This is a genomic window from Desulfurellaceae bacterium (genome assembly GCA_021296095.1).
Classification (GTDB): Bacteria; Desulfobacterota; Binatia; order Bin18; family Bin18; genus JAAXHF01.
Window position 1 is genome coordinate 1 of the sequence record JAGWBB010000051.1, and the last position, 22517, is coordinate 22517.

At 63.3% G+C, this 22517-nt stretch carries 18 protein-coding genes and 1 tRNA gene; 7 read left to right on the top strand and 12 right to left on the bottom strand.

Translation table 11 applies throughout. The annotated features are described in order from the left end of the window. Positions 1–56: 56 nt before the first annotated feature. The 12 genes from J4F42_13120 to J4F42_13175 all read right to left on the bottom strand — a co-directional run bounded on the left by J4F42_13120 (position 57) and on the right by J4F42_13175 (position 13986). Positions 57–365 carry a hypothetical protein gene (locus J4F42_13120; protein MCE2486452.1) on the bottom strand — a complete coding sequence of 103 codons (309 nt, stop codon included), beginning with the start codon at positions 363–365 and terminating at the stop codon, positions 57–59. A gap of 1 nt (position 366) precedes the next feature. Continuing rightward, positions 367–765, bottom strand: coding sequence for a CRISPR-associated protein Cas8a1/Csx13 (gene cas8a1, locus J4F42_13125; protein MCE2486453.1), 399 nt, complete (start codon positions 763–765; stop codon positions 367–369). After that, complete coding sequence (gene cas8a1 / locus J4F42_13130) at positions 704–1942, bottom strand: type I-MYXAN CRISPR-associated Cas8a1/Cmx1 (GenBank protein ID MCE2486454.1); 1239 nt, start codon at positions 1940–1942, stop codon at positions 704–706. Before cas8a1 (J4F42_13130) ends, cas8a1 (J4F42_13125) begins: the two co-directional genes overlap by 62 nt. Next, the gene (gene cas3, locus J4F42_13135) at positions 1930–3681 is read right to left on the bottom strand and encodes a CRISPR-associated helicase Cas3' (protein ID MCE2486455.1); all 1752 of its coding nucleotides are present in this window, start codon (positions 3679–3681) and stop codon (positions 1930–1932) included. Before cas3 ends, cas8a1 (J4F42_13130) begins: the two co-directional genes overlap by 13 nt. Positions 3682–3772: 91 nt before the next feature. Then, a complete protein-coding gene (locus tag J4F42_13140; protein MCE2486456.1) occupies positions 3773–4756 on the bottom strand; it encodes a transcriptional regulator in 984 nt (327 codons plus the stop codon). Positions 4757–4839: 83 nt separating this feature from the next. Beyond that, the gene (gene murJ, locus J4F42_13145) at positions 4840–6420 is read right to left on the bottom strand and encodes a murein biosynthesis integral membrane protein MurJ (protein ID MCE2486457.1); all 1581 of its coding nucleotides are present in this window, start codon (positions 6418–6420) and stop codon (positions 4840–4842) included. A 243-nt stretch (positions 6421–6663) separates the two neighbouring features. Continuing rightward, positions 6664–6894 carry a hypothetical protein gene (locus J4F42_13150; GenBank protein ID MCE2486458.1) on the bottom strand — a complete coding sequence of 77 codons (231 nt, stop codon included), beginning with the start codon at positions 6892–6894 and terminating at the stop codon, positions 6664–6666. Next, positions 6891–7907, bottom strand: a complete 1017-nt coding sequence (locus J4F42_13155) for an FAD binding domain-containing protein (protein ID MCE2486459.1) — start codon at positions 7905–7907, stop codon at positions 6891–6893. Before J4F42_13155 ends, J4F42_13150 begins: the two co-directional genes overlap by 4 nt. Before the next feature lie 21 nt (positions 7908–7928). Further along, positions 7929–10289 (bottom strand): xanthine dehydrogenase family protein molybdopterin-binding subunit, encoded by a 2361-nt coding sequence (locus tag J4F42_13160; protein MCE2486460.1) that lies wholly within the window; start codon positions 10287–10289, stop codon positions 7929–7931. A gap of 3 nt (positions 10290–10292) precedes the next feature. Next, positions 10293–10937, bottom strand: a complete 645-nt coding sequence (locus tag J4F42_13165) for a (2Fe-2S)-binding protein (protein ID MCE2486461.1) — start codon at positions 10935–10937, stop codon at positions 10293–10295. A 38-nt stretch (positions 10938–10975) separates the two neighbouring features. Next, positions 10976–12514: an AMP-binding protein gene (locus J4F42_13170; GenBank protein ID MCE2486462.1), complete on the bottom strand. Its 1539-nt coding sequence runs from the start codon at positions 12512–12514 to the stop codon at positions 10976–10978. Positions 12515–12822: 308 nt separating this feature from the next. After that, the gene (locus J4F42_13175) at positions 12823–13986 is read right to left on the bottom strand and encodes an amidohydrolase (protein MCE2486463.1); all 1164 of its coding nucleotides are present in this window, start codon (positions 13984–13986) and stop codon (positions 12823–12825) included. A gap of 141 nt (positions 13987–14127) precedes the next feature. Between J4F42_13175 and J4F42_13180 the strand changes: the two genes are divergently transcribed. The 7 genes from J4F42_13180 (at position 14128) to J4F42_13210 (ending at position 22494) form a co-directional block, all read left to right on the top strand. Beyond that, positions 14128–14214: transfer RNA gene (locus J4F42_13180), tRNA-Leu, on the top strand. A gap of 94 nt (positions 14215–14308) precedes the next feature. Continuing rightward, the gene (locus tag J4F42_13185) at positions 14309–17593 is read left to right on the top strand and encodes a valine--tRNA ligase (GenBank protein ID MCE2486464.1); all 3285 of its coding nucleotides are present in this window, start codon (positions 14309–14311) and stop codon (positions 17591–17593) included. 5 nt (positions 17594–17598) lie between these two features. Further along, positions 17599–18447, top strand: coding sequence for a carboxylating nicotinate-nucleotide diphosphorylase (gene nadC / locus J4F42_13190; GenBank protein ID MCE2486465.1), 849 nt, complete (start codon positions 17599–17601; stop codon positions 18445–18447). A 27-nt stretch (positions 18448–18474) separates the two neighbouring features. Further along, entirely contained in the window at positions 18475–19311 is an 837-nt protein-coding gene (locus tag J4F42_13195; protein MCE2486466.1) for a biotin--[acetyl-CoA-carboxylase] ligase, read from the top strand. Beyond that, the gene (locus J4F42_13200) at positions 19295–20059 is read left to right on the top strand and encodes a type III pantothenate kinase (protein MCE2486467.1); all 765 of its coding nucleotides are present in this window, start codon (positions 19295–19297) and stop codon (positions 20057–20059) included. Before J4F42_13195 ends, J4F42_13200 begins: the two co-directional genes overlap by 17 nt. Positions 20060–20110: 51 nt before the next feature. Beyond that, a complete protein-coding gene (fusA, locus tag J4F42_13205; GenBank protein ID MCE2486468.1) occupies positions 20111–22186 on the top strand; it encodes an elongation factor G in 2076 nt (691 codons plus the stop codon). A gap of 74 nt (positions 22187–22260) precedes the next feature. Beyond that, the gene (locus tag J4F42_13210) at positions 22261–22494 is read left to right on the top strand and encodes a hypothetical protein (GenBank protein MCE2486469.1); all 234 of its coding nucleotides are present in this window, start codon (positions 22261–22263) and stop codon (positions 22492–22494) included. Positions 22495–22517: the final 23 nt, after the last annotated feature.

Sequence of the window (22517 nt, forward strand, 5' to 3'; positions counted from 1 at the left end):
TTTGGCTACCGCGAACAGTATAGCTCATCAGGGTAGGCAATTCTCACGGCTTCTCCCTAACTGATGACACGCCCTAGGAGATCGTCATCAATATGGGTATTTCCGCCCTTCTTTTTCCATCCTTCAAATTGATGGTCTTGCCATGTGTTTGTCCGTGTATCTTCGTCCCAGCGTCTGTTCGTCTCTTCGACATCCGCCAAGCGGCGACGAAGGGCGAAGCGCACAGCTTCAGCGCTCACCGTCGTATGGACCTGTCCTTGCCACAGCAGCTTCTGAAGAGTGGTGATGTTTCCATCGCTTTCTCCACGGTTGTTCGCGGCGGTTCCGTGATGGGTGATAATAGCGGCAAAAAGATGTTGACTCATATTATTCCTCCACTTCGTCTGTTTCAGTCTCAGTCAGATCAATGTTTTCCTGTTCTTTTCCTTGGTAACTCGCAAGAGCAATTAAGGCTAAATCGCGCGTCAGTTGCCATTTTGTATTGCTCAACAGCGGCAAGATATGCGGCCAAGATTCCCGTAACACGCTATTGGAACCCGCCCTGCTCCACAGGTCGGCAAGTGCGTGCCTGAGGGCATCGGCAGTCTTCGCGCCGACAAAAGCAAGGCGTTGGCGCTCATACTCGCGAGTCATACGGTTCTTCATTGCAGCTTGCTTCCCTGCATTCTCGGCTGCAATGCGTCCGTACCGACATCGCATAGCCTCATGTACAGCCCGGACGATTACTTCTTCTCCGGGGTGGTCCCAGTGAATTTCTTCGGTCATTGTATGTAGAAGCGGTCTCAAAAACCTGTCTGATAAGGTAGAATGGGGGTAAGGTCAAGGACAAGGAGAGGCTGATGGCCGGCCGCGACCAAGGGCGCCCCAAGGCAAGGTTTTCGGCAATAAACGGCCGAGCGTAGCTTTTGGGCCAGAAATACTCGCCTTTCTTGGTTTGCCGCGGCGAAGGGGGCGCGAGAACGGCCATAGCAATCTCGAACTGGTCAAGCGCGATATCCGTTGCGTCAACGCTTACCTCCGTTACCGCAGAAGGAGGTTGTAGGCGTGAGTTCCAGTCATTTGGGCAACACCAGACACAACGGAGGGCAGAGAGTGTTTCAAGGTCAAGGAGATTTCTGCTGCGCAATCGAAGTTCCGCTTGAAGGGCGGCATCAGCCACGTTGGAGATTTGGCAGTCCCGCGCGTTCCTGGGGATAATAGTCGGCAAAAAATACTCTACTTCTAAGAGCGTGTTCAGGTCGGGAATCAGCAGAGCCGCACCGGGTTTGAACCTCCGGGTTCCTCGATCATTGACCTTTTTCCCTCCAGCCTTCAAAGCCATTGTTCCGACAGGGGCAAACAGCAGTGGAAGGACAAGCTCTGCGCTCTGTGTCACCTGACTTGCAGAATGGGCAGCGTGTCGCTGAATTGCCCCTGGAAAGAGTGCGCTCGTCAGCCCAATCGGTTCTGTCAGACTGTCAACAATAAGCGCACTTCCATCCTTCCCCTTACCACGTCCTTGGGTATTCTGATGCTTGTACCACGATAGCGGCAAATACCGGTATGAGACGGGCTTATCGTCAATTTCGTAGGTGCTTTCTATTGCGGTCTCACTCCCCCTTGAGGTGGGTCCGTGGTCATAGAAGCTTAATAGCAGCCCTTCGTGTAAAGCCGCCCGTACTTCAAGCGGTAGAGAGAGTTCTCCATACTGCCCTGGTAGATAGATAAGCCCCTCTTGAATCTGAAAGGCACAGTTGAACAGCCGATCAAAGAATGGCTTAGCTCCTGCTTCTTCCCAACTGAGAGTCACCGAGCGTTCATCAATGGTCCATCGCCCAGGCGGGCGCTCCTCATCTGGAAGGCTTTTTTCGATCCAGCGTAGAGTACTGACCAGTCCTCCCAGCCCCGCTCTGTGAAGAGGGGTCATTCCTGGCGCGAAAAGATCACATGTCAACGATTCCATCTGGCTCCTCTTTCCGGGTGGTAGTTAATACATTCAGGAGGCGGCACCTTGGCGAACGCCACTTGAGACCATCTCTTCCAGTCAAGCCAATTCGGTTCTGTCATCGGAATGCGGACCCGGACGGGATCCATTTCCCCGCGTTCTACTGCGAGCGCGTCTCCCTGGAGCAGGACGGTCAGCCCTGGCGTAGATTCTCTGAGATGACGTGGAGTTGTTTCAAATCCGCCGTCTATCCAGGCGCTTTCCAAGGGTTTTTGCCGCCCCCCCTCATCCAGTCCACTCCACGTCTGAGCGAGATCGCTTTGAGAGATGGCCCCCATTCCGAGGCGTTCCAGCCATAGACGAGAGGCGGCAAAGGGGTCCGGTTCGTCTTGGCTTTTATACGGGGCGGGGGTGTCGGGTTCGATGATGAGAAAAGGCTTCGGAGCCTGCGGATTCTTTGGCGTTGAGCGTCGATTGAGACGGCCTAAGCGCTGTATGAGCGCTGGAACCGGGGCTAAATCCGTCACCAGCAGATCAGCCGAAAGGTCCAGACTCATCTCTGCCACTTGCGTGGCGATGGCAAGCACCGGTCCGTCTTGGCGAAAGGCAGAAATAATCCGGCCATGCTGCCGGACGCGGTCTTCGTATCGAAAACGGCTATGGTACACGAGTGGTTGAAAACCCCGTCCAGAAGCCTCATCGGCAAGGCTGAGCGCACGCCCTACCGTATTCGCGACCCACAAGATTTTCTCGCTGTCTCTGAAGCGCTGCTCTACGATACCCCACGGGTCGTCAGTGGCGAGTCTTTGGTAGCGAGGGAGTATTTCCAGGTCTGTCGGACCAGAAACGGTTTCCAAAGATTCACCGATTGAGGAGAGCGCATCCTTGAGGGCGTTAAGCCGCGATTGTGGCAGGCTTGCTGTCATCAGCAGACATGGCACGCCGCGACAGTTCAAGAGGAAACGGAATAGGCTGGAGAATAAGCGCTCATCATAGGCATGGATTTCGTCAAAAACGAACGCTGCATTGACGAACGCCGGCCAGGCATACAGCCCCCTGCGTTGGTTCTGTGTCAAGCCGAGTACGGTGTCTACCGTGCAACTGGTAATAGAGGTAGACCATGCCTCAAGAGCGGCAAGAGGATTGACCTGCTCTCCTTCGTCATCGACTCCAAGTAACTCCAAGTCCACAGCAGCTCGGCTGTGAACGAGTTGAGTGTTCAATGTTGGGTCAATCAAATAGTCACGAAAACCTTCGGTGGCTGTTCCTGTTGTCGGGTATGAAAAGAAGAGACGTTTTCCAGGAGCCCTTTGGGATGCCCAGACATACGCCCCGAGTGTCTTTCCGCTACCACACCCGGCTTGAGCAAGGACAACCCGTGTCGTTGTCTTTCCGAGTGCTTCTTGGAGAAAGCCCTTGATCGTGACCAGCCGGGCGCGGAGACGAGCGACCGGACGCAGAGCACGGACTTCCGGTACCCCGACGCTGAGCGGGTGTTCGTCTACCTCTACCCTTTTCCCGGCCAGCTTCAGATATGCCTGAATCTGTTGGTCTGGAAGACGTAGAATCAGGCGCGAGAAATCCGCCAAGTGCAGCGCGCCGTTGCCGCTATACATGCCCCGAATGGGCTGCACGCCGATGTCTTTTGCCGTGTGAATGTCCGGCAGAATCCGGCTCAGCGCGGCGTATAAGGCATAGCCGTGGTCAACCGGAACGACCGATCCAGTCAGGCGAAATGCCAAATCAATCGAATCCATATACTGCTTTCCTTTCCCCCTCACCCCAGCCCTCTTCCAAGGGAGAGCGAACATAACGGGCATGCTTAGCAGACAGGTGTGACATCCGGGGTCACTCGTGCTCAGAAATTTTTCGGGCTTCTTCCCGAACTTGGTCCCTGAACGACGCCGGGCTGACGACCTGCACCCCGCTGCCAAAGTGCAACACCCAACCGACCAGCTCACGGGTATCCGCAGCGCGCAGCGACATACGCAGACGGCCATCCTTTTCGAGCGTGGTCTTCTGGCTGGGATGCCACTGGCGGTCTTTGACCCAGGCCGTGGTGGGTTTGTCGAACAATAGCTCGATCTCAATCGGCTTGCCGCGCATGACGACCAGGGCGTCTCTGACATAGGCGTCCAGATCGAAATCGAGCGGCATCTGACACGGGCGGTTGGTCAGCGTCAAGGACCGAATCCGGTCCACTGCAAATATGCGCACATCTTGGCGCAGGTGACAGTGACCGATCAGATACAGCCCGCCGTCTATGTACCGCAGGTGGTAGGGATCAACCTCGCGGCGGCTGGTCCGGTCGCGCGAGGCCGTGTAGTAGCGCATCTGCACGGTGCGGGTCTGGGCAATAGCCTGGGACAGCTGGTCTATGGTCTGCCGGTGCTGACTGTAGCGCTTGTGGGCGCCCACACCGACCGAAAAATGGCCGCGTAGCTGTTCGATATAGCGTGTCCCCTCAGCCGGCAACGCGGCCGCAGCCTTGTTCAAAGCCGAGTCGAGCGACGCCTTGAGTTCGGTTCCGTCCAGAGGCTTGAGCAAGTCCCGGCTGAAGACCAGGGCCATGAGTTCGGTTGGCGAGAGGGTCAACGGCAGGGCCTGACGATAGCCGTCCATCAGACGCCAGCGCGTCCGACCGTTGCCGCGCTCCGCTATCAGAGGAATATGGGCGGCCTCCAGGGCTTCGAGGTCGCGCCGAATCGTCCGGGGATGGCGCGACAAGTCTTCTGGCAGAGACGCGGCCAACTCTTGGAGGGTCGCTCCTCGGGAGTGCTCCAGCTTCTGCAACAGCAACCACTGACGGGTGACCTGATCGTTACGCGGCACCTTCTTCTCCCTCAGTCTCAACAGGGGATGTCAGAGAACGATTTTCTCTGAAGGCCATAAATTTTCTGAGAAGCTGCCCCCGTCTACCCCCCCAGCTTGCGCCTGAGCAGCCGCCACAGTGCCCACACTTCTTCGACCTTGAACACAAAGCCCAGCATGAGGTACAGCCCGCTCCCGGCTGCGACGATGGCGGCCAGCTGCGTGAGGTAGAGCGGCGTCATCAGCGAGCCCGGCACGTCGGCCAGCGGCTGACTCAAGCCAAACACACACCCGCCCAGGGCTGCGGCCAGCAGGAAATGGGTGGCGAACTGACGGGCCAGCAGCGCTTCGTTCAGCGGCCCGCGACGGCGACGGAAAATGGCGTACAGGATCAGCGTGTTCAGGCCCGAGGCGAGCGAGATCATCAACGCAATGCCCCAGTGACCCCACACCTGCATCAGCAGCCAGCCACCAAGCGCGTTGAGGCCGACCGAGACCAGACCGACCACGGCCGGAGTACGGGTATCCTTAGTCGCGTTGAACAGCCGGACCATGACCTGACTGCTGCCGTAGGCCACGATCCCGACGCCGTAGGCCATCAGCGCCTGGCTGGTCAGCACGACATCCTCGGGCGTGAACTGACCCCGCTGGTACAGCAGACGCGTGATCGGCATGGCCAGGCCGACCACAAGAGCCGTGGCCGGCAGGCCGACCGCAAACAGCAGGGACAGACCCGCGGCGGCCTTGTCCTTGAACTCCCGCTCGGCCCCGTCGGCCTGATGGGCGGCGGACAGGTCGGTCAGCAGCACGGTATACACCGGGACGGCGAACAGACTCACCGGCAGCAGGAAGATGCGGAAGGCATAGGCCAGGGCCGAGATGCTGCCCTCGGCCAGAGTCGAGGCCAGTGCGCGGGCAACAAAGGCGTTGATCGGCACCACCGCAGTCGCAATGAACGCGCCCAGCACCAGTCCGCCCATCTCGCGCAGGGCCGGATGACGAAAGGCGAAGCTGGGTCGGTAGCGAATCCCGGCTCGGGCCAGAGCCGGGATCTGTACCAGCAGTTGGACCAGGCTGCCGGCCACCACCCCGATGGCCAGGCTGCGAATGCCGTAGGCCCCGGCCAAGCTCAGGGCACACGCGATCATCACCAGATTGAAGAATACCCCGGCATACTCGGGCATGGCGTAGTGGTCCAGGCTGTTCAGCGTGCCCTTGATCACAGCCAGCAGACAGTGCACGACCAGCATCGGCAGCATCAGACGGAACAGGAAGACCGCCAGGTCGTGATCGTCTCCGCCCAGGCCGGGAGCGGCGACGGTCAGAATGGCCGGGGCGGCCACATAACACACCCCGGCCAGCACCAGGGCGATGCCAAAGGCGGCGTCCAGGGACAGGCTGAAGACCCGGTTCAGCTCGGCCGCACGGTTTCGGTAGCGGGTAATGACCGGCACAAAGAAATTGCTCAGCACGCCGCTGAAAAACAGGGTCTGGATCATTTCCGGCACGTTATAGGCAACCAGAAAGGCGTCGGTCAGCCGTGAGGCGCCGAACAGGGCAGCCTGGACAGCCTCACGCACAAAACCCAGCGGCCGGCTCAGCAGGGTGGCGATGACGATCGGGCGGCCCTTGCGGACCAGACCGGAACGGGACGACGGGGGAACAGGTGAGGCGGGGGGCGACACGCCGGCACTGTAGCAAGGAAGCGCGGCAAGATCAGCCAGACCTCAGCGGTAGGGGCGGGTTTGAAACCCGCCCCTGCGAGACTCCTCGCCCCCTCCAGAAATCCCCCTGCGCTCCGCGCCCTTCGGCGGGCTCAGGACAGGCTTCCCCCTTTGTCAGAGGGGGATTGAGGGGGATTTGTCCGGCGCGGATGCCTCGGTCACCAGCTATACGGGCCAAACGGTTTCAAACCGAGGCAGCCCGCCTCAGACCCGGATCGGCGGCGCGCTGTAACAGCTCCTGCCGGCCTGACACCAGGCGGCGTGGACGGCGGTTCCGTCGGGTCCGCAGTTATCCAAAGCCCGCACACACCAGAAACGGGTCGTCTCGTCGTACTCGGTTGGCCCCAGCCGAAAGGCGCTCTGCATGCGCAGAAAGCGGCACGGCGGGCCGGGAGTCCGAATCGGGTTGGGCTGAAAGGGTGCGTGTTTGGTCATACGACCATCACCTCGTCCTCGGCCGGCAGCTGGCCGGCCGCCTTAAGGACGGCCCGCCGCACCAGCTCGGCCAACAGAGTCACTTTGTGTTCGTTGTGGGCCAGCGGCGTCGCTCCCCGGGTGGCGGCCTGCCCAGCCTGCCGCGCCAGCTCGGCATCAACCGTCCGGCCTTCCAGAATGTGTTCGGCAGCCTGAGCCCGAAACGGAACGGGCGCGACCGAACCGAGCACAATCCGGGCGGCCTTCACCAGCTCGGCCTCCCTGTGTAAGACCACTGCAACCTCAACCAGCGGCCAGTCAAACGACCATTTGTGCTTGAAGTTCAGGTACGCGCTGGCGTCCGCCTCACGTGGCCGGGGAAGCGTCACTGCGGTCAGGAACTCGGTCGGTCGCAGGACGTTTTCCCGCTGCACGTCGCGCTCGGGAGCAACAAAAAACCGGGCCAGCGGAAGACTCCGTTGCGCCCCGGTCTGGTCTACCATCTCCACTCCGGCATCGTAGGCCAGCAGGGGCACGGCTGCGGCCGAGGGGTGGGTGCTGGTACACGTGTAGTTGGCAAAAATGGCGTGGTCACGGTGCTCGCCGAGCTGGGCAAAACAGGTCGAGCCGCCCTTTTTGCGGCACGGATAGGCCTCCTGACGAAAATACCAGCAGCGGGGTCGCTGACACAGGTTGCCGCCCAGGGTGGCCATATTCCTGATCTGCGGCGTTGCCGCGCTGGCCAGGGCTTGGCCCAGGGCCGGCCAGTGGTGCTGCACCTCGGCGTGCTGGGCGAGCTGGGCCAGGGTCGTCAGCGCGCCGAGCCGCAGCGCCCCGGTCTGAGGCTCGACCGCGATCCCGCTCCAGTCCGCCACCCGGCTGATGTCGATGACCACGGCCGGCGTCACAATACGCTCCTTCATCAGATCCAGCAGATCGACGCCGCCAGCCTTGACCACCGCCTGCGGGTGGCGGGCCAGGGCGGCCAGGGCGGCGGCCGGGGTCTCGGCCTGGATGTAGGCAAAACGGTCCATGCTCATTCCTCCATGGTCCGCTCAGGTCTGCCGATGCCGGTCACGCGCGGCCAGGGCGGCCAGCAGCCGGGCCGGGGTAATCGGCAGTTCGGTAATCCAGGCGCCGGTGGCGTTGTAGATGGCATTGACGACGGCGGCAATGGTCGCCACCTTGGCCGGCTCGCCGAGGTTACGGGCGTCGGTGCTGGTCTGACCCTGGTAGACGTTCAGCAGCACCGTGTCGATGTCCGGCATTTCGCGCGCCCCGGCCAGCTTGTAGAACAAGAAGTCGGGGTTCAACATCCGGCCTTCCAGCTCGTCCATGACCCGCTCCTCAAACACACCGAAGCTCAGGGCGTTGATGACACCACCCTGCAGCTGACTCTCGGCCAGCAGCGGGTTGAACACCCGGCCGCAGTCCTGAACGGCGACGATCCTGTCAACCGTCAGCTGTCCCAGGCGCTCGTCAACCGTCACCTCGGCGAACTGCACGCCGGCCATCAGATCGTGACCCATGGACAGGCGCGAAAAGGCCACGGCCGGTCCGTCGTAATCGTCGGGCCGCTCGCCCAGGGCGGCGGTCTTGCCACCGGGCAGCAGGGCGCAGGCCTGCTGCCAGTCCAGACGCTCGCCCGAGGCGGCCACAATCGTTCCGCCCGGCTCAAGACGCACGGTCTCGAGGCCGACCCCAAGGTGGCGCGCCGCGCCGCGCAGCAGGGTGTGTTTAACCCGATAGGCGGCCTGGCGGGCGGCCGGGGTGACGGTCGAGGTGAGCTTGCTGCCGCCGGGAGCCGGAGAGTAGGGGTAGTCGGCATCGGCCAGACGCACCTCGATGTGCCGGGCTTCCAGCCCCAGCTCTTCGGCAATGGCCTGGGCAATAACCGTTCGTGAGCCCCCGCCCGGCGCCGAGGTGCTGGTAAAGGCGACCACGCTGCCGTCTTTGTTGAGCTGGACCTCGACCTGGGCGCCGGGATTGTACACGCTGTACCAGACGCTGTTGGCCACCCCAATGCCGCGCTTGAGCGGTCCCCGACTCGCCCCCGGCATCGGGTCGCGGCGGGTGTTCCAGCCAATGCGCTGGGCTCCGATGCGCAGCTCCTCGGCTCGCCAGGGCGTGCGCTGACAGCTGTTGAGAAGCCGGAACTCGACCGGGTCGTGGCCCAGGCGCTCGCACAACATATCGATCGCCACCTCCAGGGCAAACGCGCCCTGGGGATGACCCGGCGCCCGGAAGGCGCAGGCCGGACCGGTGTTCATCAGCACGTCATAATCCGCAGCCGCCACATTGGCGCAGTCGTACACGCTGAAAAACGGCCCGGCCGCACCCGCGCCGAAGCCCGCACCGGCCGAGCCGTGGTTGACCAGTTCGACTGCGGCCAGGGTGCCGTCCCGCATGCCGGCCACCCGGACCTGCATCCGGTTCTGGGGACGGTTGCCGCCGACGAGGTGTTCGTCCTGGCGGGACAGGACGATCTTGACCGGCCGCCCAGCCTGCTTAGCCAGCTGGGCGGCCATGACCGAGTACGGCAGAGCCGAGGCTTTGGTGCCGAAATGTCCGCCGATGAAGTCGTTGCGAACTCGCACCTGCGTGTGAGACAGACCAAAATAGTCGGCCAGCTCGGCCCGGGCACGGGTGACCGACTTGGCCCCGCAGTGGACGACGAGACGGTCGGCAGCCTCCCAGTAGGCCACCGCAGCGTGGGTCTCCAGACAGCTGTGGGTCTGCACCGGGGTACGAAACTCCTGCTCGACAACGGCATCCGAGATCTGGACCGCGTGGGGCACGTCGCCGCGATTTTTGCCGAACAGCGAACCTGCGGCCGGTCCGACGACGTTACCCTGCTGGGCCGGTCCCTGGGCTGCCCAGGCCAGGCCGACCGGCCGGACCCCGGTCCGGGCTTTGACCTGCTCACCTGCGGTCGGCCCGCCCGGCATCACCAGCGGGGCGTCGGCCCGCATGGCCTGGTCCAGGCTGACCACAAACGGGCGAGGCTTGAACCGAATCCGCACCGCCCGCGCCGCGTCATGGGCCTGGTCCTGACTGTCTGCGGCCAGGGCGGCGATTTCGTGTCCCTGATAGCGTACCCGGCTGCGCTCCAGCACGTAGACCGCCCGCACCCCGGGCATTTTTTCCGCAGCCGTCGTGTCCACCGCCTCGACCTCGGCCGCAGCGTGCGGCGAGCGGATAATCACCCCGTACAGCATGCCGGGCAGATGGAGATCGCGGGTGTAGCTCGCCCGGCCGGTGACTTTCTCCCGGGCGTCAACCCGGGGGACGGACTGGCCCACGACTCGCAGTCGGGTGTCGGCGTCCCAGGGCGGGGGTTCGTCCTCGGGGATGGAACGGGTCACCGTGGTGAAATGACCCTGGTAGCCGATTTTTAACGCAACGCTGCGGGCCATGGTCTAGCCCTCGTCGTCCTGTCCCGAGGCGGCCAGGACTGCGGCAAAGACGTGCGGATAGGTGCCGCAGCGACAGATATTGCCGCTGATCGCGGTCTTGATGTCGGCTCGGCTGGGGCTGGGATTGCGGGCCAGCAGCGCCTTGCAGCTCATCAGCATCCCCGGCGTACAATAGCCGCACTGGAGGGCGTCATGGGCGATAAAGGCGTCTTGCAGCGGGTCGAGTTGGTCGCCCTGGGCCAGGCCCTCAACGGTCTGAATGTGTTTGCCCTGGGCGGCAACGGCCAGCAGCATGCACGACACGACTGGCTCGTTGTCGAGCAGCACGGTACAGCCGCCGCACGCGCCCCGGTCGCAGATCACCTTTGTTCCATTCAGCCCCAGCTGATCCCGCAGCGCGTCGGCCAGGGTCACCCGCGGCTCACACCGCGCCGCATACAACTGACCGTTGACCTGAAAGCGGACCGGAACCGGGTCGGGGCCCAGGGTGACCGCCTCGTCGGGCCGGGTCTGCTCGGCCTCAAGGGCCGGCAGGCCGAGCTGGCTCGCGGCCAGGCCTGCGGCGCCGGCGCTCTTCAGAAACGAGCGGCGGCTGACACCCGAGCGGGGCGGGGGAGTCTTGCCGGACGCTTTGTCTCTCGTACTCATGGTTTCCTCTGTCCACAAGGGGCGCGCTGGCGCCTCGCTCAGTCTTGACCGCCCAGGTCTTTGAGCTTGGCCCGCTCGACCTTGCCCATGGCGTTGCGGGGAATCTCGTCCAGAAAACAGTAGCGTCGCGGCCGCTTGTAGGGCGCCAGGTCTTGCTCAACTCGGGTTCTGAGCCGGGCCTCCAGGGCGGTCGGGTCGTGTCCCTGGCGCGGCACGATAAAGGCGGCGATGATCTCGCCGAGGTCCGGGTCGGGCAGGCCGGCGACCGCGCATTCGTGCACCCCGGCTTCCGGCTCCAGCACCGCCTCGACCTCTCCGGGGGTGACATTGGTGCCGCCGACGATGATCAGCTCCTTCATCCGGCCCAGAATCGACACATAGCCGTCTCGGGACACCGCGCCGAGGTCGCCGGTCCGAAACCAGTCGCCCGCAAAGGCGGCAGCGGTCGCCTCGGGGTCCTGCCAGTAGCCGCCAAACACATTCGGGCCCCGGACCCACAGTTCGCCGGTCTGATCGTTGTCGAGCGCGCGGCGCGTTTCCGGGTCAAACACCCCAACCTCCACCCCCGGCAGCGGCAGCCCGACGCTGCCCGCTTTTTGCTGTCCGTGGAGCGGGTTGGAGGTATTGATGGCCGTCTCGGTCAGGCCGTAGCGCTCAACCGGGGCAGAGCCGAAGCGGGCCTCAAAGCGGCGGAAGGTTTCGACCGACAGGGGGGCCGAACCGCAGGTGAACAGCCGCATGGAGGCCAGCGACACCTCGTCCTCGACATCCAGCATGCGGTGATACATGGTCGGTACGCCCATGAACACGCTGATGCGCTGGCTGTCCAGCGCCCGCACGACCACGGCCGGCTCAAAACGCTCCAGCAGGACGGCGCTACAGCCGGTGTACAGGCTGCCGTACAGGCCGAGCCCCAACCCGTGCAGATGGTGGGGCGGGAGGGCGTGCAGCAGGCGGTCGTCTTCCCCCATCTCCCAGGTGTCTACCAGGAGGGCTTGGAGATTGGCCTGGAGATTCCGGTGGGTCAGGCCCACCCCTTTTGGCGTGCCGGTGGTCCCGCTGGTGAACAGCAGGAGCGCCAGCTCCTGCTCGTCCCGCTCGATGGGCTCCGGGCCGGCCTGGACCGTAGCCAGGATATCGGACATCAGGCTCGTTCCCTGGGGCTGGTCGGCAGCGCTGCCGCTCACCCACCACGGTCCGGCGACCGCAGCCGTCATGCCTGGCGCTCGGCGCAGCGTTTGCGGCGTGGTGATGGCCAGCTTGACCTCGGCCCGGCGTAAGACAGCCTCAGTCTCACGCGGCGCCAGAGCAGGATTCAGCGGCACCACCCCGGCCCCAAGGCCCAGGATGGCCAGGTGGGCTGTGACCAGGCCGTCCGCCTTGCCCAGCGACAGCGCCACCCGGTCGCCGGCCTCAACCCCCGCCGCCCGCAGAGCGGCCATCCAGCGCGAGGCGTCCTCCAACAGCTCGCCGCGCGTTTGCCGTCGGCTCACCTGTCCGTTTGGCTCCAGCCGCTCAAAGACCGGTCGGCTGTCATCGCGGCTGAGACGCCGCCAGAAAACCTGTGCCAGAGTCATGCTCCGAGTGTCTACCACACCCCCCCAGCCAGGAAAAGGCGCGGGCGCAGGCCGGGCCAGATTGCCGGGAATAACCAGTCATATAGGTCGAAACGGCGGCGGACAGAGAAGTCAGGACAGCCAGAAGACCAGCACTAGGCAATTCGATCCGAAACTGCTCTAGCATCGCTATCGGATTTTGTTTACCGTCCAAGACAACAGGGTTGAGATTCTCCACATCCGGCATGGGGCACGGAAGCCCCGCTGAATGATTCCCTCAATGCCTCCCGCCGTGCGTCGTCGATCTTTTCCCCGAGTCTGCGGATTAATCAGTCGCCCAGCTTATACACCTGGGCCACATTCTCGCCGATAATCTGCCGGCGAGCCGTATCGGACAGTGGTGTGACGAGGCGTTGCAGGGCGGGCACATAATCATCGCTGTGATCTGGATGCGGAAAATCCGAGGCCCAGAAGAAGCGGTCGGCGCCGACAAATTCGATGATTTGCGACAGGGCTTTTTCGTCGGGGTCGGCCGAGATCCAGCACTGGCGGCGGAAGTAGGTGCTGGGCGATTCCTTCATTTGGGTCGAGCGTGACAGGGGACCCTCAAACACCGCGTCCATCCGGTCGAGCAGATAGCCGATCCAGCCGGCCTGCGATTCCAGGATCACGGCCTTGACGTGTGGGAAGCGCTCGAACACGCCGTAGTGGAACAGGGAGACCAGACACTGCTGCATACCCTGAGCGACCAGCACGTCAAAGTACCAGTTGAAATCCACCGGTTCACCCATTCGCAGATCGTCAAAGCGGGTATGCACCGTATGGCTCAACGGCTCAAACGTGGGGTGGATGGCCAGCGGCACATCGAGTTCCTGGGCGGTCGCCCACAGCGGATCGAAATCGGGGTGACCCGGCGCTTTTTTGTCCCACGAGAAGGGTGCGATAAAGCCGCCCTTGGCCCCGGATTGGACCGCCCGCTCCAACTCGCGGGCCGCTTCCTGGGGGTTGCTGGCCGGCACATGAGCAATCGGGACAAGACGGCCGCCCGACTCGGAACAGAAATCGACAATCCAGCGGTTATAGGCTCGGCAGTAGGCGGCTGAGATCTCGGGGTCCTGGACCTCGGCCTCCCACAGCAGGCCGATCGTGGGGTACAGGATGGCTTTGGACAGTTTTTCCCGGTTGAGTCGCTCAACGCGTTCCTTGGCGTTCATGGAGCCGTACGGCGCGCCCCTGAGATAGGTGCGCTCGGGGCTGGGCACAATGTCTTCGGCGCCCATTGCGCCCATCATGCCCGGCATGCCGGCACGCACCAGCCTGGACGCCTGCCCGTCAAACTCCAGGTATTCCAGCCCCTCGTCGTTGGTCCGAATCCGAATCGCCCGCTCCCGGTATTGGGGGTCCAGATAGGTTTCCCATAAATCGGGCGGCTCCAGGATATGCCCGTCACAATCAATGGCCCCGTCAACATTAGCCAGATTTTCTGTCGTCATGGGTAGTCCTCCTTGTTTACGTTCCTGTTCGTCTTAGCCGAAATGCCCGGTCGGGACCAGAGCTGTCTCTCCGCAGCGGGCCAGGCGGCACCATGTGGGATTGACACCCACAAGCGGTGTCGGCTAATACATTCTGCTACCGGGCGAAAGTGGCGGAATTGGCAGACGCGCAGGATTCAGGATCCTGTGGGGTAAAACCCGTGGGGGTTCAAGTCCCCCCTTCACTCTCGTATCGAGACAGGCCCTTTTTTTGTGTACACTGGGGGGCCTTGCCCCTGGTCAGAGCTGGAACACCTGACCCGCTTCCCCGAGGAGGCTCAGCATGCCACAAGCACTTGCGCCCCAATACGATCCGTCCGGCCTTGAGCAGCACATATCCCGGCAGTGGGCTGAGGCTAAAGCCTTTGCCGCCATCCCCGACGACAACCCACACCGCTATGTCATCATGATGCCGCTGCCGAATGTGACCGGCGCGCTGCACATGGGCCATGCCATGGATAATGTCATGCAGGACATGCTGACCCGCTGGCACCGTATGCTGGCCGACAACACGCTGTGGATGGCCGGGACCGATCACGCCGGGATCGCCACCCAGGCGGTGGTTGAGAAGCGATTGCTGGAGTTGGAGGGAAAAACCCGCCACGATATCGGTCGGGATGCTCTGGTGGAAAGAATCTGGGACTGGAAAGAGCAGTACCAGGCCCGCATCGTCAGCCAGCAGCAGGCCATGGGCTGTTCGTGCGACTGGGACCGGCAGCGGTTTACCATGGACCCGGTGTGCGCCCGGGCCGTGTCCTGGACCTTTTTTCGGCTGTTTGAGGACGGCCTGATTTTCCGTGGCACACGGCTGGTCAACTGGGACTGTCATCTGCAGACTGCGGTGGCGGATGATGAAATCGTGTATGAGACCGTCCAGGGTCACTTCTGGCATCTGCGCTATCCCATTATTGATCCCCAGCCGGGTGAGCCCGACCATGTGGTGGTGGCCACCACCCGACCCGAAACCATGCTGGGCGATACTGCGGTGGCGTGTCACCCCGACCCGCGCGGTGCGCTCGAAGATCTCATCGCCAAAACCCAGGCCCGTTTGGCTGCGGCCGGCCAGAAAGAACGGGCCGAGATCGAGGCCGAGCTGGCCCGGCTGACCCAACGCCGCCAGACCCATCTGCCGCTGTTGGAGCGGCTGACCGCCATGGCCAGGGCGGGCCGCATGGTCCGGCTGCCGCTCCTCGACCGTCCCATTCCCCTGCTGTGCGATGAGTGGGCAAAACCCGAGTTGGGCAGTGGCTGCGTCAAAATTACCCCAGCCCACGACCCCAACGACTACGAGGTGTGGACGCGTCACAGCGAGGCGATTGGTCTGATCAATATCCTGGACACCGACGGCTCGTTGAATGCCAACGCTGGTCCCTACCAGGGGCTGGACCGCTTTGCCGCCCGCGACAGGATCGTTGCCGATCTTGAGTCTCAGGGCTTGCTGGAGCAGGTCGAAGACCGCGAAACCGAGGTCGGCCATTCCGACCGTTCCAAGACCCCGATTGAGCCGTATCTGTCCGAGCAGTGGTTCGTCCGCATGGGCGACGTTGCGGGCGGGGTGGTGTGTGGACGCGGAACGGACAAGGAATTCACCACCCCGGGGCTGGCCCAGGCCGCGATTGATGCCGCCCAGGAGACCTGGCGTTCGCCGTCCGGACGGCAGGTCTCGTTTCATCCCGACGTACGCTACTGCAATACCTATCTCACCTGGCTGGCCGAGAAACGCGACTGGTGCATCAGCCGCCAGCTGTGGTGGGGACACCGCATTCCGATCTGGGCGATCCGCCTGAGCGGCCGGGCGGTGGCCGACAAGCTGGCCTGGCTCGAACCCCATCTTGACCGACCGGACCTGGTGGCTCGCCTGCTGTACGCCGACGGCTCAAGCCAGCTGCTGCGGCCGGGCAGCGACCGGCGCCCGGCCGAGGACGAGGATGCCCAAGATGCCCAAGATGCTGAGGTCCAACTGCTGGTCTGTCTGCGTGAGCCGGCCGCACAGGAACCGCTGGCTCGGGAACTTGAGGCGGTCGGCTTCGAGCGCGATCCCGATGTGCTCGACACCTGGTTTTCGAGCGGGCTGTGGCCTCACAGCACGCTGGGCTGGCCCGACCCCGACACCGCTGCGGTCGAGCCCGGTCAGACGCCCCTGGGGCAGCACGGCGGCGCGGACTGTCTGTCGTTCTACTATCCCGGCAGCTGCCTGGTGACCGGGCGCGATATCATCACCCTGTGGGTCGCCCGGATGGTCATCCTGGGGCTGTATAACTTGGGGGATGTTCCGTTTACCGATGTCTTTATCCACGCCACGATCCTCGACGGCAAGGGCGAGCGGATGAGCAAGTCCAAGGGCAACGGCATCGATCCGGTCGATATCATCGAGCGCTATGGCTGTGACGCCATGCGTTACGTGCTGTGTGAGATGCAGACCGGCTCGCAGGACATTCGGCTGCCGGTCCAGGCCCTGTCGCCGTATACCAATACGCTGGTCGATCTGGCCACGGCCAAGCACGGCCGCACGATTTTCACCTATGTGTGTCCCGAGACCGGCAAAGAGTTTGACGTGCTGGGCACGATGCCGGATATCCCGGCGGCAAAACTGGTCAGCGAGCGGTTTGAGGTCGGCCGCAACTTCTGTAACAAGCTGTGGAATGCGACCCGGTTTGCCCTGCTCAACCTGGAGGGAGCGAGCTTCCGGCCGCTGCGTATCTCAGGCCTGGCGCTTGAGGATCGCTGGATCCTGTCGCGGCTGTCGCGGGCCACGGCCGAGGTCCGGGCCCAGCTCGAAGCCTATAATCCGGCGGCGGCGATTGCGGCCGTCCGCGAGTTTTTCTGGTCCGAGCTGTGCGACTGGTATGTGGAGATGATCAAACCCCGCCTGCGCGAGGCTGGGCAGGCCGATCCGGCCCGCCAGGTGCTGGCCTTTGCCATTGATCAGGTCCTGCGTCTGCTGCACCCGTTTATTCCGTTTTTGACCGAGTTTCTGTGGCAGCGGCTCAACGAACAGACGCCGCAGCGCGGGATTGACCAGGCCCTGCCGAGCCCGCAGCTGCTGACTACGGCGGCCTGGCCCCGCGCCCAGGCCGACTGGCAGGACACCCAACTCGAACACGAGCTTGACTTCTTGCGCGAGACGATCCGGGCAATCCGCGATATTCGCAGCCAGTACACGGTCGCGCCCAGGCACACCCTGGTGGTCCGCATCAAGGTCGAGGCTGCGGATGCAGCGGCCGCCCGCATGCTCCAGACCGGGACGGCCCACCTGCGTTCCCTGGCCGGGGTCGAGTCCCTGCAGATTGGCCCGGATGTGGAGCGAACGACCGATGCGGCAACCGCAGTGGTGGGTGAGGTTGAGGTCTATGTTCTGGGGGTGGTTGATGTGGAGAAAGAACGCGTCCGGCTGGCCGGCCAGATCAAAAAACTGACCGGCAGCCTGGAGGGCACGCGCAAGAAACTGGCCAATGAGAAGTTTGTATCCCGGGCCAAGCCCGAGGTCGTGGCCAAAGAACGGGGCCGGCTGGCGGATATGGAGTCGCAGCTGGCGACCCTGCACGCCAACCTGAGCGCCCTGGGGTGAAATCCATGCATCCTTTTGATCATCCTGCTGTGACCCGTCTGATTGCCAGCGCCCTTGAGGAAGACCTTGGCCGGGGCGATGTGACTACCGCAGCGACCATTCCGGCCGAGTGTCCGGCCGAGGCCAGCATCACCGCCAAAGCGGATCTCAGGCTTGCCGGACTGCCCCTGATTGAACGGGTGGTGAAGGCCGTAGACCCGAACGCCAGGGTCAGCCTGCGGGCTGGCGAAGGCAGTGCGGTCCAAGCCGGCACGCTGGTGGCCGAGGTGTGGGGTGGGGCGGCCGGTCTGTTGATGGCCGAGCGGACCGTGCTGAATTTCCTCCAGCACATGTGCGGTGTGGCAAGCCTGACCCGGCGCTTTGTCGAGGCGGTTGCCGACACCGCCTGCACGATCATTGACACGCGCAAAACCCTGCCGGGGTTTCGCTTGCTGGATAAATATGCCGTGACCCAGGGCGGGGGAACGAACCATCGGATGGGTTTGGACGACGGAGTGTTGATCAAGGACAACCACATCAGTGTATGCGGCGGGGTCGGGCCGGCCGTCCGTCAGGCCCGGCAGCGGGCCTCGGCCCTGCTGCGGATTGAGGTCGAATGTACCAGCCTGGAACAGGTCGGCGAGGCGCTGGCGGCCGAGGCCGATATCCTGCTGCTGGACAACATGACGACCCGAGACATGCGCGACGCGGTCCAATTGGTAGGCGGCCGCGCCCTGCTTGAAGCCTCGGGCAATATGAGCCTGGAGCGGGTTCGGGAGGTCGCCCAGACCGGGGTGGATTTTATCTCGGTCGGTGCCCTGACCCACTCCGCCCCAGCCGTTGACCTGAGTATGGCGGTGTCGCCCCAGACCTGAGGTGCCCCCCGTCAGGAGTCCTCAACCATGTCCGAACCAGACTTTGGTGTTGCCGTCGGGAGCCGACTCAAGACACGTTTGCTTGGCAGACCGCTCCATTTTTTTGAGACGATCGACTCCACCAATACCTACGCCGGGCAGCTGGCTGCCGAGGGCGCGGCCGAAGGCACGCTGGTAGTCGCCGACGCCCAGACCGGCGGCCGGGGTCGCCTCGGCCGCAGCTGGGTCTCGCCGGCCGGGGTGAACCTGTACTGCTCGCTCATTCTGCGTCCGCCTATCGCCGCCAGTCTGGCTCCCCAGATCAATCTGGTGGCTGCGGTGGCGGTGGCCGACACGATTGCCGGGCTGGACGGGCTGCCTCCGGCCATCAAATGGCCCAACGATGTGTTGCTCTCGGGCAAAAAGGTGTGCGGCATCCTGGCCGAGATGCAGACCCGGGGCGAGCACTTGCAGGCCATCATTCTTGGCATCGGGGTGAATCTCAACGCCCGGCTTGAGGCGTTTCCCGAGGAACTACGCGACAAAGCGGCCTCGCTGTTTGTGGTGACCGGCACGCCGGTTGAGCGCGCCGCCTTCACCGCCAGCCTGCTGACCCACCTTGAGCAAGCCTATCTTCTCTGGTTAGAAGAAGGCTTTCCGGCTCTGCGCGCGGCCTGGGAGCGCTATGCCGCCGACCTGATCGGCCGCCAGATTGCGGTCGCCGCCCAGGGTGAGGCGATCAGCGGGACGGTCCTGGGCCTGGATACGGACGGAGCCTTACTCGTGCGGGAGCAGACAACCGAGACGCCGCGCCGGGTGGTGGCGGGTGAGGTCAGCGTGATCGGCGGGTATCAACAGGGTGGAACACATGATCCTCGTGATTGACGTGGGCAATACCCACACCGTGCTCGGCATCTATCAGCACGATACGCTCAGCCATCACTGGCGTCTGACGACCGATGCGGGACGTACCTCGGACGAGTATAGCGTGCTGCTGAGCAGCGTCTTTGCGGCTTCCGACATTGCGTTTGCGTCGATTGAGGGCATCGCCGTGTCGTGCGTGGTGCCGCCGATGATTCGGGTCGTTGAAGAGTTGAGCCACTCCCTTTTCCGCCGCTCTCCGCTGATTATCGGTCCCGGCACCAAAACCGGCATGCCGATCCTGTACGATGTGCCGCGCGAGGTGGGCGCGGACCGGATTGTGAACGCCGTGGCCGCCTATGAGCGCTATCAGGAGGCCACAATCGTGGTTGATTTTGGCACCGCGACGACGTTTGACTATGTGACGGCCAACGGCGAGTATCTGGGCGGCGCGATTGTGCCCGGCGTCGGGATTTCCCTCGACGCCCTGTATACCAAAACGGCCAAACTGTACCGGGTGGAGCTGACCAAGCCGCCCAAGGTGGTCGGCCGCAACACTGTGCATGCAATCCAGTCCGGGATTTGTTATGGATATACCGCGCTCGTTGACGGCATGGTTGACCGGATTCGCCGGGAGAACGCCAGCCGCGCCCGGGTCATTGCCACCGGAGGATTTGCCGAATTGATTGCCGACGAATCGTCTACCATCGAAACGATAGACGAGTTCCTGACCCTGGCCGGGCTCCGTATTCTATATGAACGCAACCACTGACACGGGGCGCCGCCGACCGCGCCCCGGCCCGCGACACACAGGAGGGCTCCGATGGCTGATGACATCCGCCGTATTCGTACTATTGGTCTCTTGGCTGAGGGGGGAGCGGGGAAAACAACCCTGGCCGAAGCCCTGTTGTACGCCTCTGGCACCACGACCCGCCAGGGCCGGGTCGATGACGGCAACTCGGCGTTTGATTTTGAGCCCGAGGAGATCCGTCGCAAAGCCTCGCTGTCCACTGCGGCCCATTCCCTCAGCTGGCAGCGCCACGCCATTTGCCTCCTCGATCCCCCCGGCATGGCCAACTTTTTATCCGACACGCGCTACGCCATGGAGGCCATGAGCGGGGCGGTGTTTGTGGCCGGCCCGGCCGGTCAGCTCAAGGTCGAGAGCGAACGCGTGTGGGGCTGGGCCAACCTGTTGCAGCTGCCCCGGCTGGTGTGCCTGTCGCGCCTGGACCGTGAAGAGGGCAGTCTGGAGACCGCCCTCGGCGGGCTGCGCGACACCCTCGAAGGCCAGTTTGTGCCGGTCCAGATCCCGATCGGTTTCCAGGCCGACTTCAGCGGGGTGGTGGACCTGCTGACGATGAAGGCGCTGATGTTCAGCGGGGATAATGGCGCGGTTGAGGAGCAGGATATCCCGGCTGAGGTGCAGGACGAGGCCGATACCCGGCGTGAGCAGCTGGTTGAGGCGATTGCCGAACTCGACGACGACCTCCTCAACCGCTACCTCGAAGGTGAGGACATCACCACCGACGAACTCAAACAGGGCCTGGCCAAGGCGGTTGCCGCCGCCCAGCTGTACCCCGTGCTGTGCGTGTCGGGTGGGCAGTGCGCCGGCATCCAGCCTCTGCTCGACGCCCTGGTCGCCTATCTGCCCTCGCCCGACCAGACGCCGGCGGTGACCGGTAAACATCCAAAAAGCCAGGACGATGAAGAGCGGGCGCCCGATCCGGCCGCGCCGTTTTCGGCCCGGGTGTTCAAGACCCTGGACTCGCCTACCGGTCGCCTGTCCCTGGTGCGGGTGTGTTCGGGCACGCTGGCCAGCGACTCGGTGGCGTATAATGCCAGCCGTGATGCCCGGGAGCGGCTCGGCCAGCTGTTTGGTCTGGACGGCAAAAAACAACAGCCGGTGGCCTCGGCCCTGCCCGGTCAGGTGGTGGCCATTGCCAAGCTCAAGGAGACTCGCACCGGGGATACCCTGTGTGACGAGAAGACGCCGATTGTGCTGCCGCCGCTGCCGGAGTTTTCTCCGGCTATCTCTTTTGCCCTGGGGCTCAAGGCCCGCGGCGACGAGGAAAAAATCCTGTCTTCTCTGAGCCGCCTGGCCGAGGAAGACATGGCCCTCAAGGTTGATCGTGATGCCCAGTCGAACGATATTCTGATTTCCGGCGCCGGCCAGCTCCACATTGAGGTCGTGGTCGAGAAGCTCAAGCGGCGCTACGGAGTCGAGGCAGAGCTGAAAGCCCCCAAGGTGCCCTACCGCGAGACGGTCAACGGCACGGCCGAGGCTCAGGGGCGGCTCAAGAAGCAGTCCGGTGGACGCGGGCAGTTCGGGGACACCTGGATCAAGCTGGAACCCCTGCCGCGTGGCGCTGGTTTTGAATTTGTCGATAAGATTCGCGGCGGAGCGATCCCGCGCCAGTATATCCCGTCGGTCGAAAAAGGGGCGGTCGGCGCCCTGGCCAAGGGCTTTCTGGCCAGCTATCCCCTCGTCGATGTCAAAGTGACGCTGTACGACGGGTCCTACCACGAGGTGGATTCGTCCGATATGGCCTTCCAGATCGCCGCTTCCATCGGCATTCAGAACGCCCTGGAAAAGGCCAAGCCGGTCATTCTGGAGCCGATCATGCAGATGGAGATCACCGTCCCCGAGGAGTATACGGGTGACATCACGGGCGACCTGAATCGCCGCCGGGGACGGCTCAACAGTGTTGACGCCAAAGGCCACAATCAGGTCATTCAGGCCTCCGTGCCAATGGCTGAGATTCTGACCTACGCGCCCGATCTGCGGTCAATGACCAGTGGCCGGGGAACCTTTGAGATGGCGTTTTCGCACTACGAAGAGGTCCCTCACCATCTGACCGACAAGATCGTCCAGGAGTCCAAGCAAGCCCGGGACGAATAGCCGGGTGTGACATTGACAAGCCGAGTCCGCCTGTATTACAGTCGGGGCGTCGTCCAAGTCTCAGGAGGACCCGTATGGAAGCCAAAGAAGAAGAGCTGATCCGCTCGTTGATCGATACCGATCCCGAGCTGCGTCGCTGCTACGAAGAACACCAACAGCTCAAGCACCGCCTTGAACAGCTCCGCCAACAGGCCCACCTGACCGAGCAGGAGGAGCTTGAGGAAAAGCGGATTCAAAAACAGAAACTGGCCGGAAAAGACCGTATCATGCAGATTCTGGCCCGTCACCGACAGCGGACCGCAGCCTGAACGCGTCGCGATTTTTCCTGCCG

Coding starts and splice junctions, on each gene's coding strand:
- J4F42_13170 (MCE2486462.1), bottom strand. CDS start 12,514: ATGACTCTGGCACAGGTTTTCTGGCGGCGTCTCAGCCGCGATGACAGC.
- cas3 (MCE2486455.1), bottom strand. CDS start 3,681: ATGGATTCGATTGATTTGGCATTTCGCCTGACTGGATCGGTCGTTCCG.
- J4F42_13150 (MCE2486458.1), bottom strand. CDS start 6,894: ATGACCAAACACGCACCCTTTCAGCCCAACCCGATTCGGACTCCCGGC.
- J4F42_13175 (MCE2486463.1), bottom strand. CDS start 13,986: ATGACGACAGAAAATCTGGCTAATGTTGACGGGGCCATTGATTGTGAC.
- J4F42_13185 (MCE2486464.1), top strand. CDS start 14,309: ATGCCACAAGCACTTGCGCCCCAATACGATCCGTCCGGCCTTGAGCAG.
- cas8a1 (MCE2486453.1), bottom strand. CDS start 765: ATGACCGAAGAAATTCACTGGGACCACCCCGGAGAAGAAGTAATCGTC.
- J4F42_13155 (MCE2486459.1), bottom strand. CDS start 7,907: ATGGACCGTTTTGCCTACATCCAGGCCGAGACCCCGGCCGCCGCCCTG.
- fusA (MCE2486468.1), top strand. CDS start 20,111: ATGGCTGATGACATCCGCCGTATTCGTACTATTGGTCTCTTGGCTGAG.
- cas8a1 (MCE2486454.1), bottom strand. CDS start 1,942: ATGGAATCGTTGACATGTGATCTTTTCGCGCCAGGAATGACCCCTCTT.
- J4F42_13165 (MCE2486461.1), bottom strand. CDS start 10,937: ATGAGTACGAGAGACAAAGCGTCCGGCAAGACTCCCCCGCCCCGCTCG.
- J4F42_13195 (MCE2486466.1), top strand. CDS start 18,475: ATGTCCGAACCAGACTTTGGTGTTGCCGTCGGGAGCCGACTCAAGACA.
- J4F42_13210 (MCE2486469.1), top strand. CDS start 22,261: ATGGAAGCCAAAGAAGAAGAGCTGATCCGCTCGTTGATCGATACCGAT.
- J4F42_13120 (MCE2486452.1), bottom strand. CDS start 365: ATGAGTCAACATCTTTTTGCCGCTATTATCACCCATCACGGAACCGCC.
- nadC (MCE2486465.1), top strand. CDS start 17,599: ATGCATCCTTTTGATCATCCTGCTGTGACCCGTCTGATTGCCAGCGCC.
- J4F42_13200 (MCE2486467.1), top strand. CDS start 19,295: ATGATCCTCGTGATTGACGTGGGCAATACCCACACCGTGCTCGGCATC.
- J4F42_13160 (MCE2486460.1), bottom strand. CDS start 10,289: ATGGCCCGCAGCGTTGCGTTAAAAATCGGCTACCAGGGTCATTTCACC.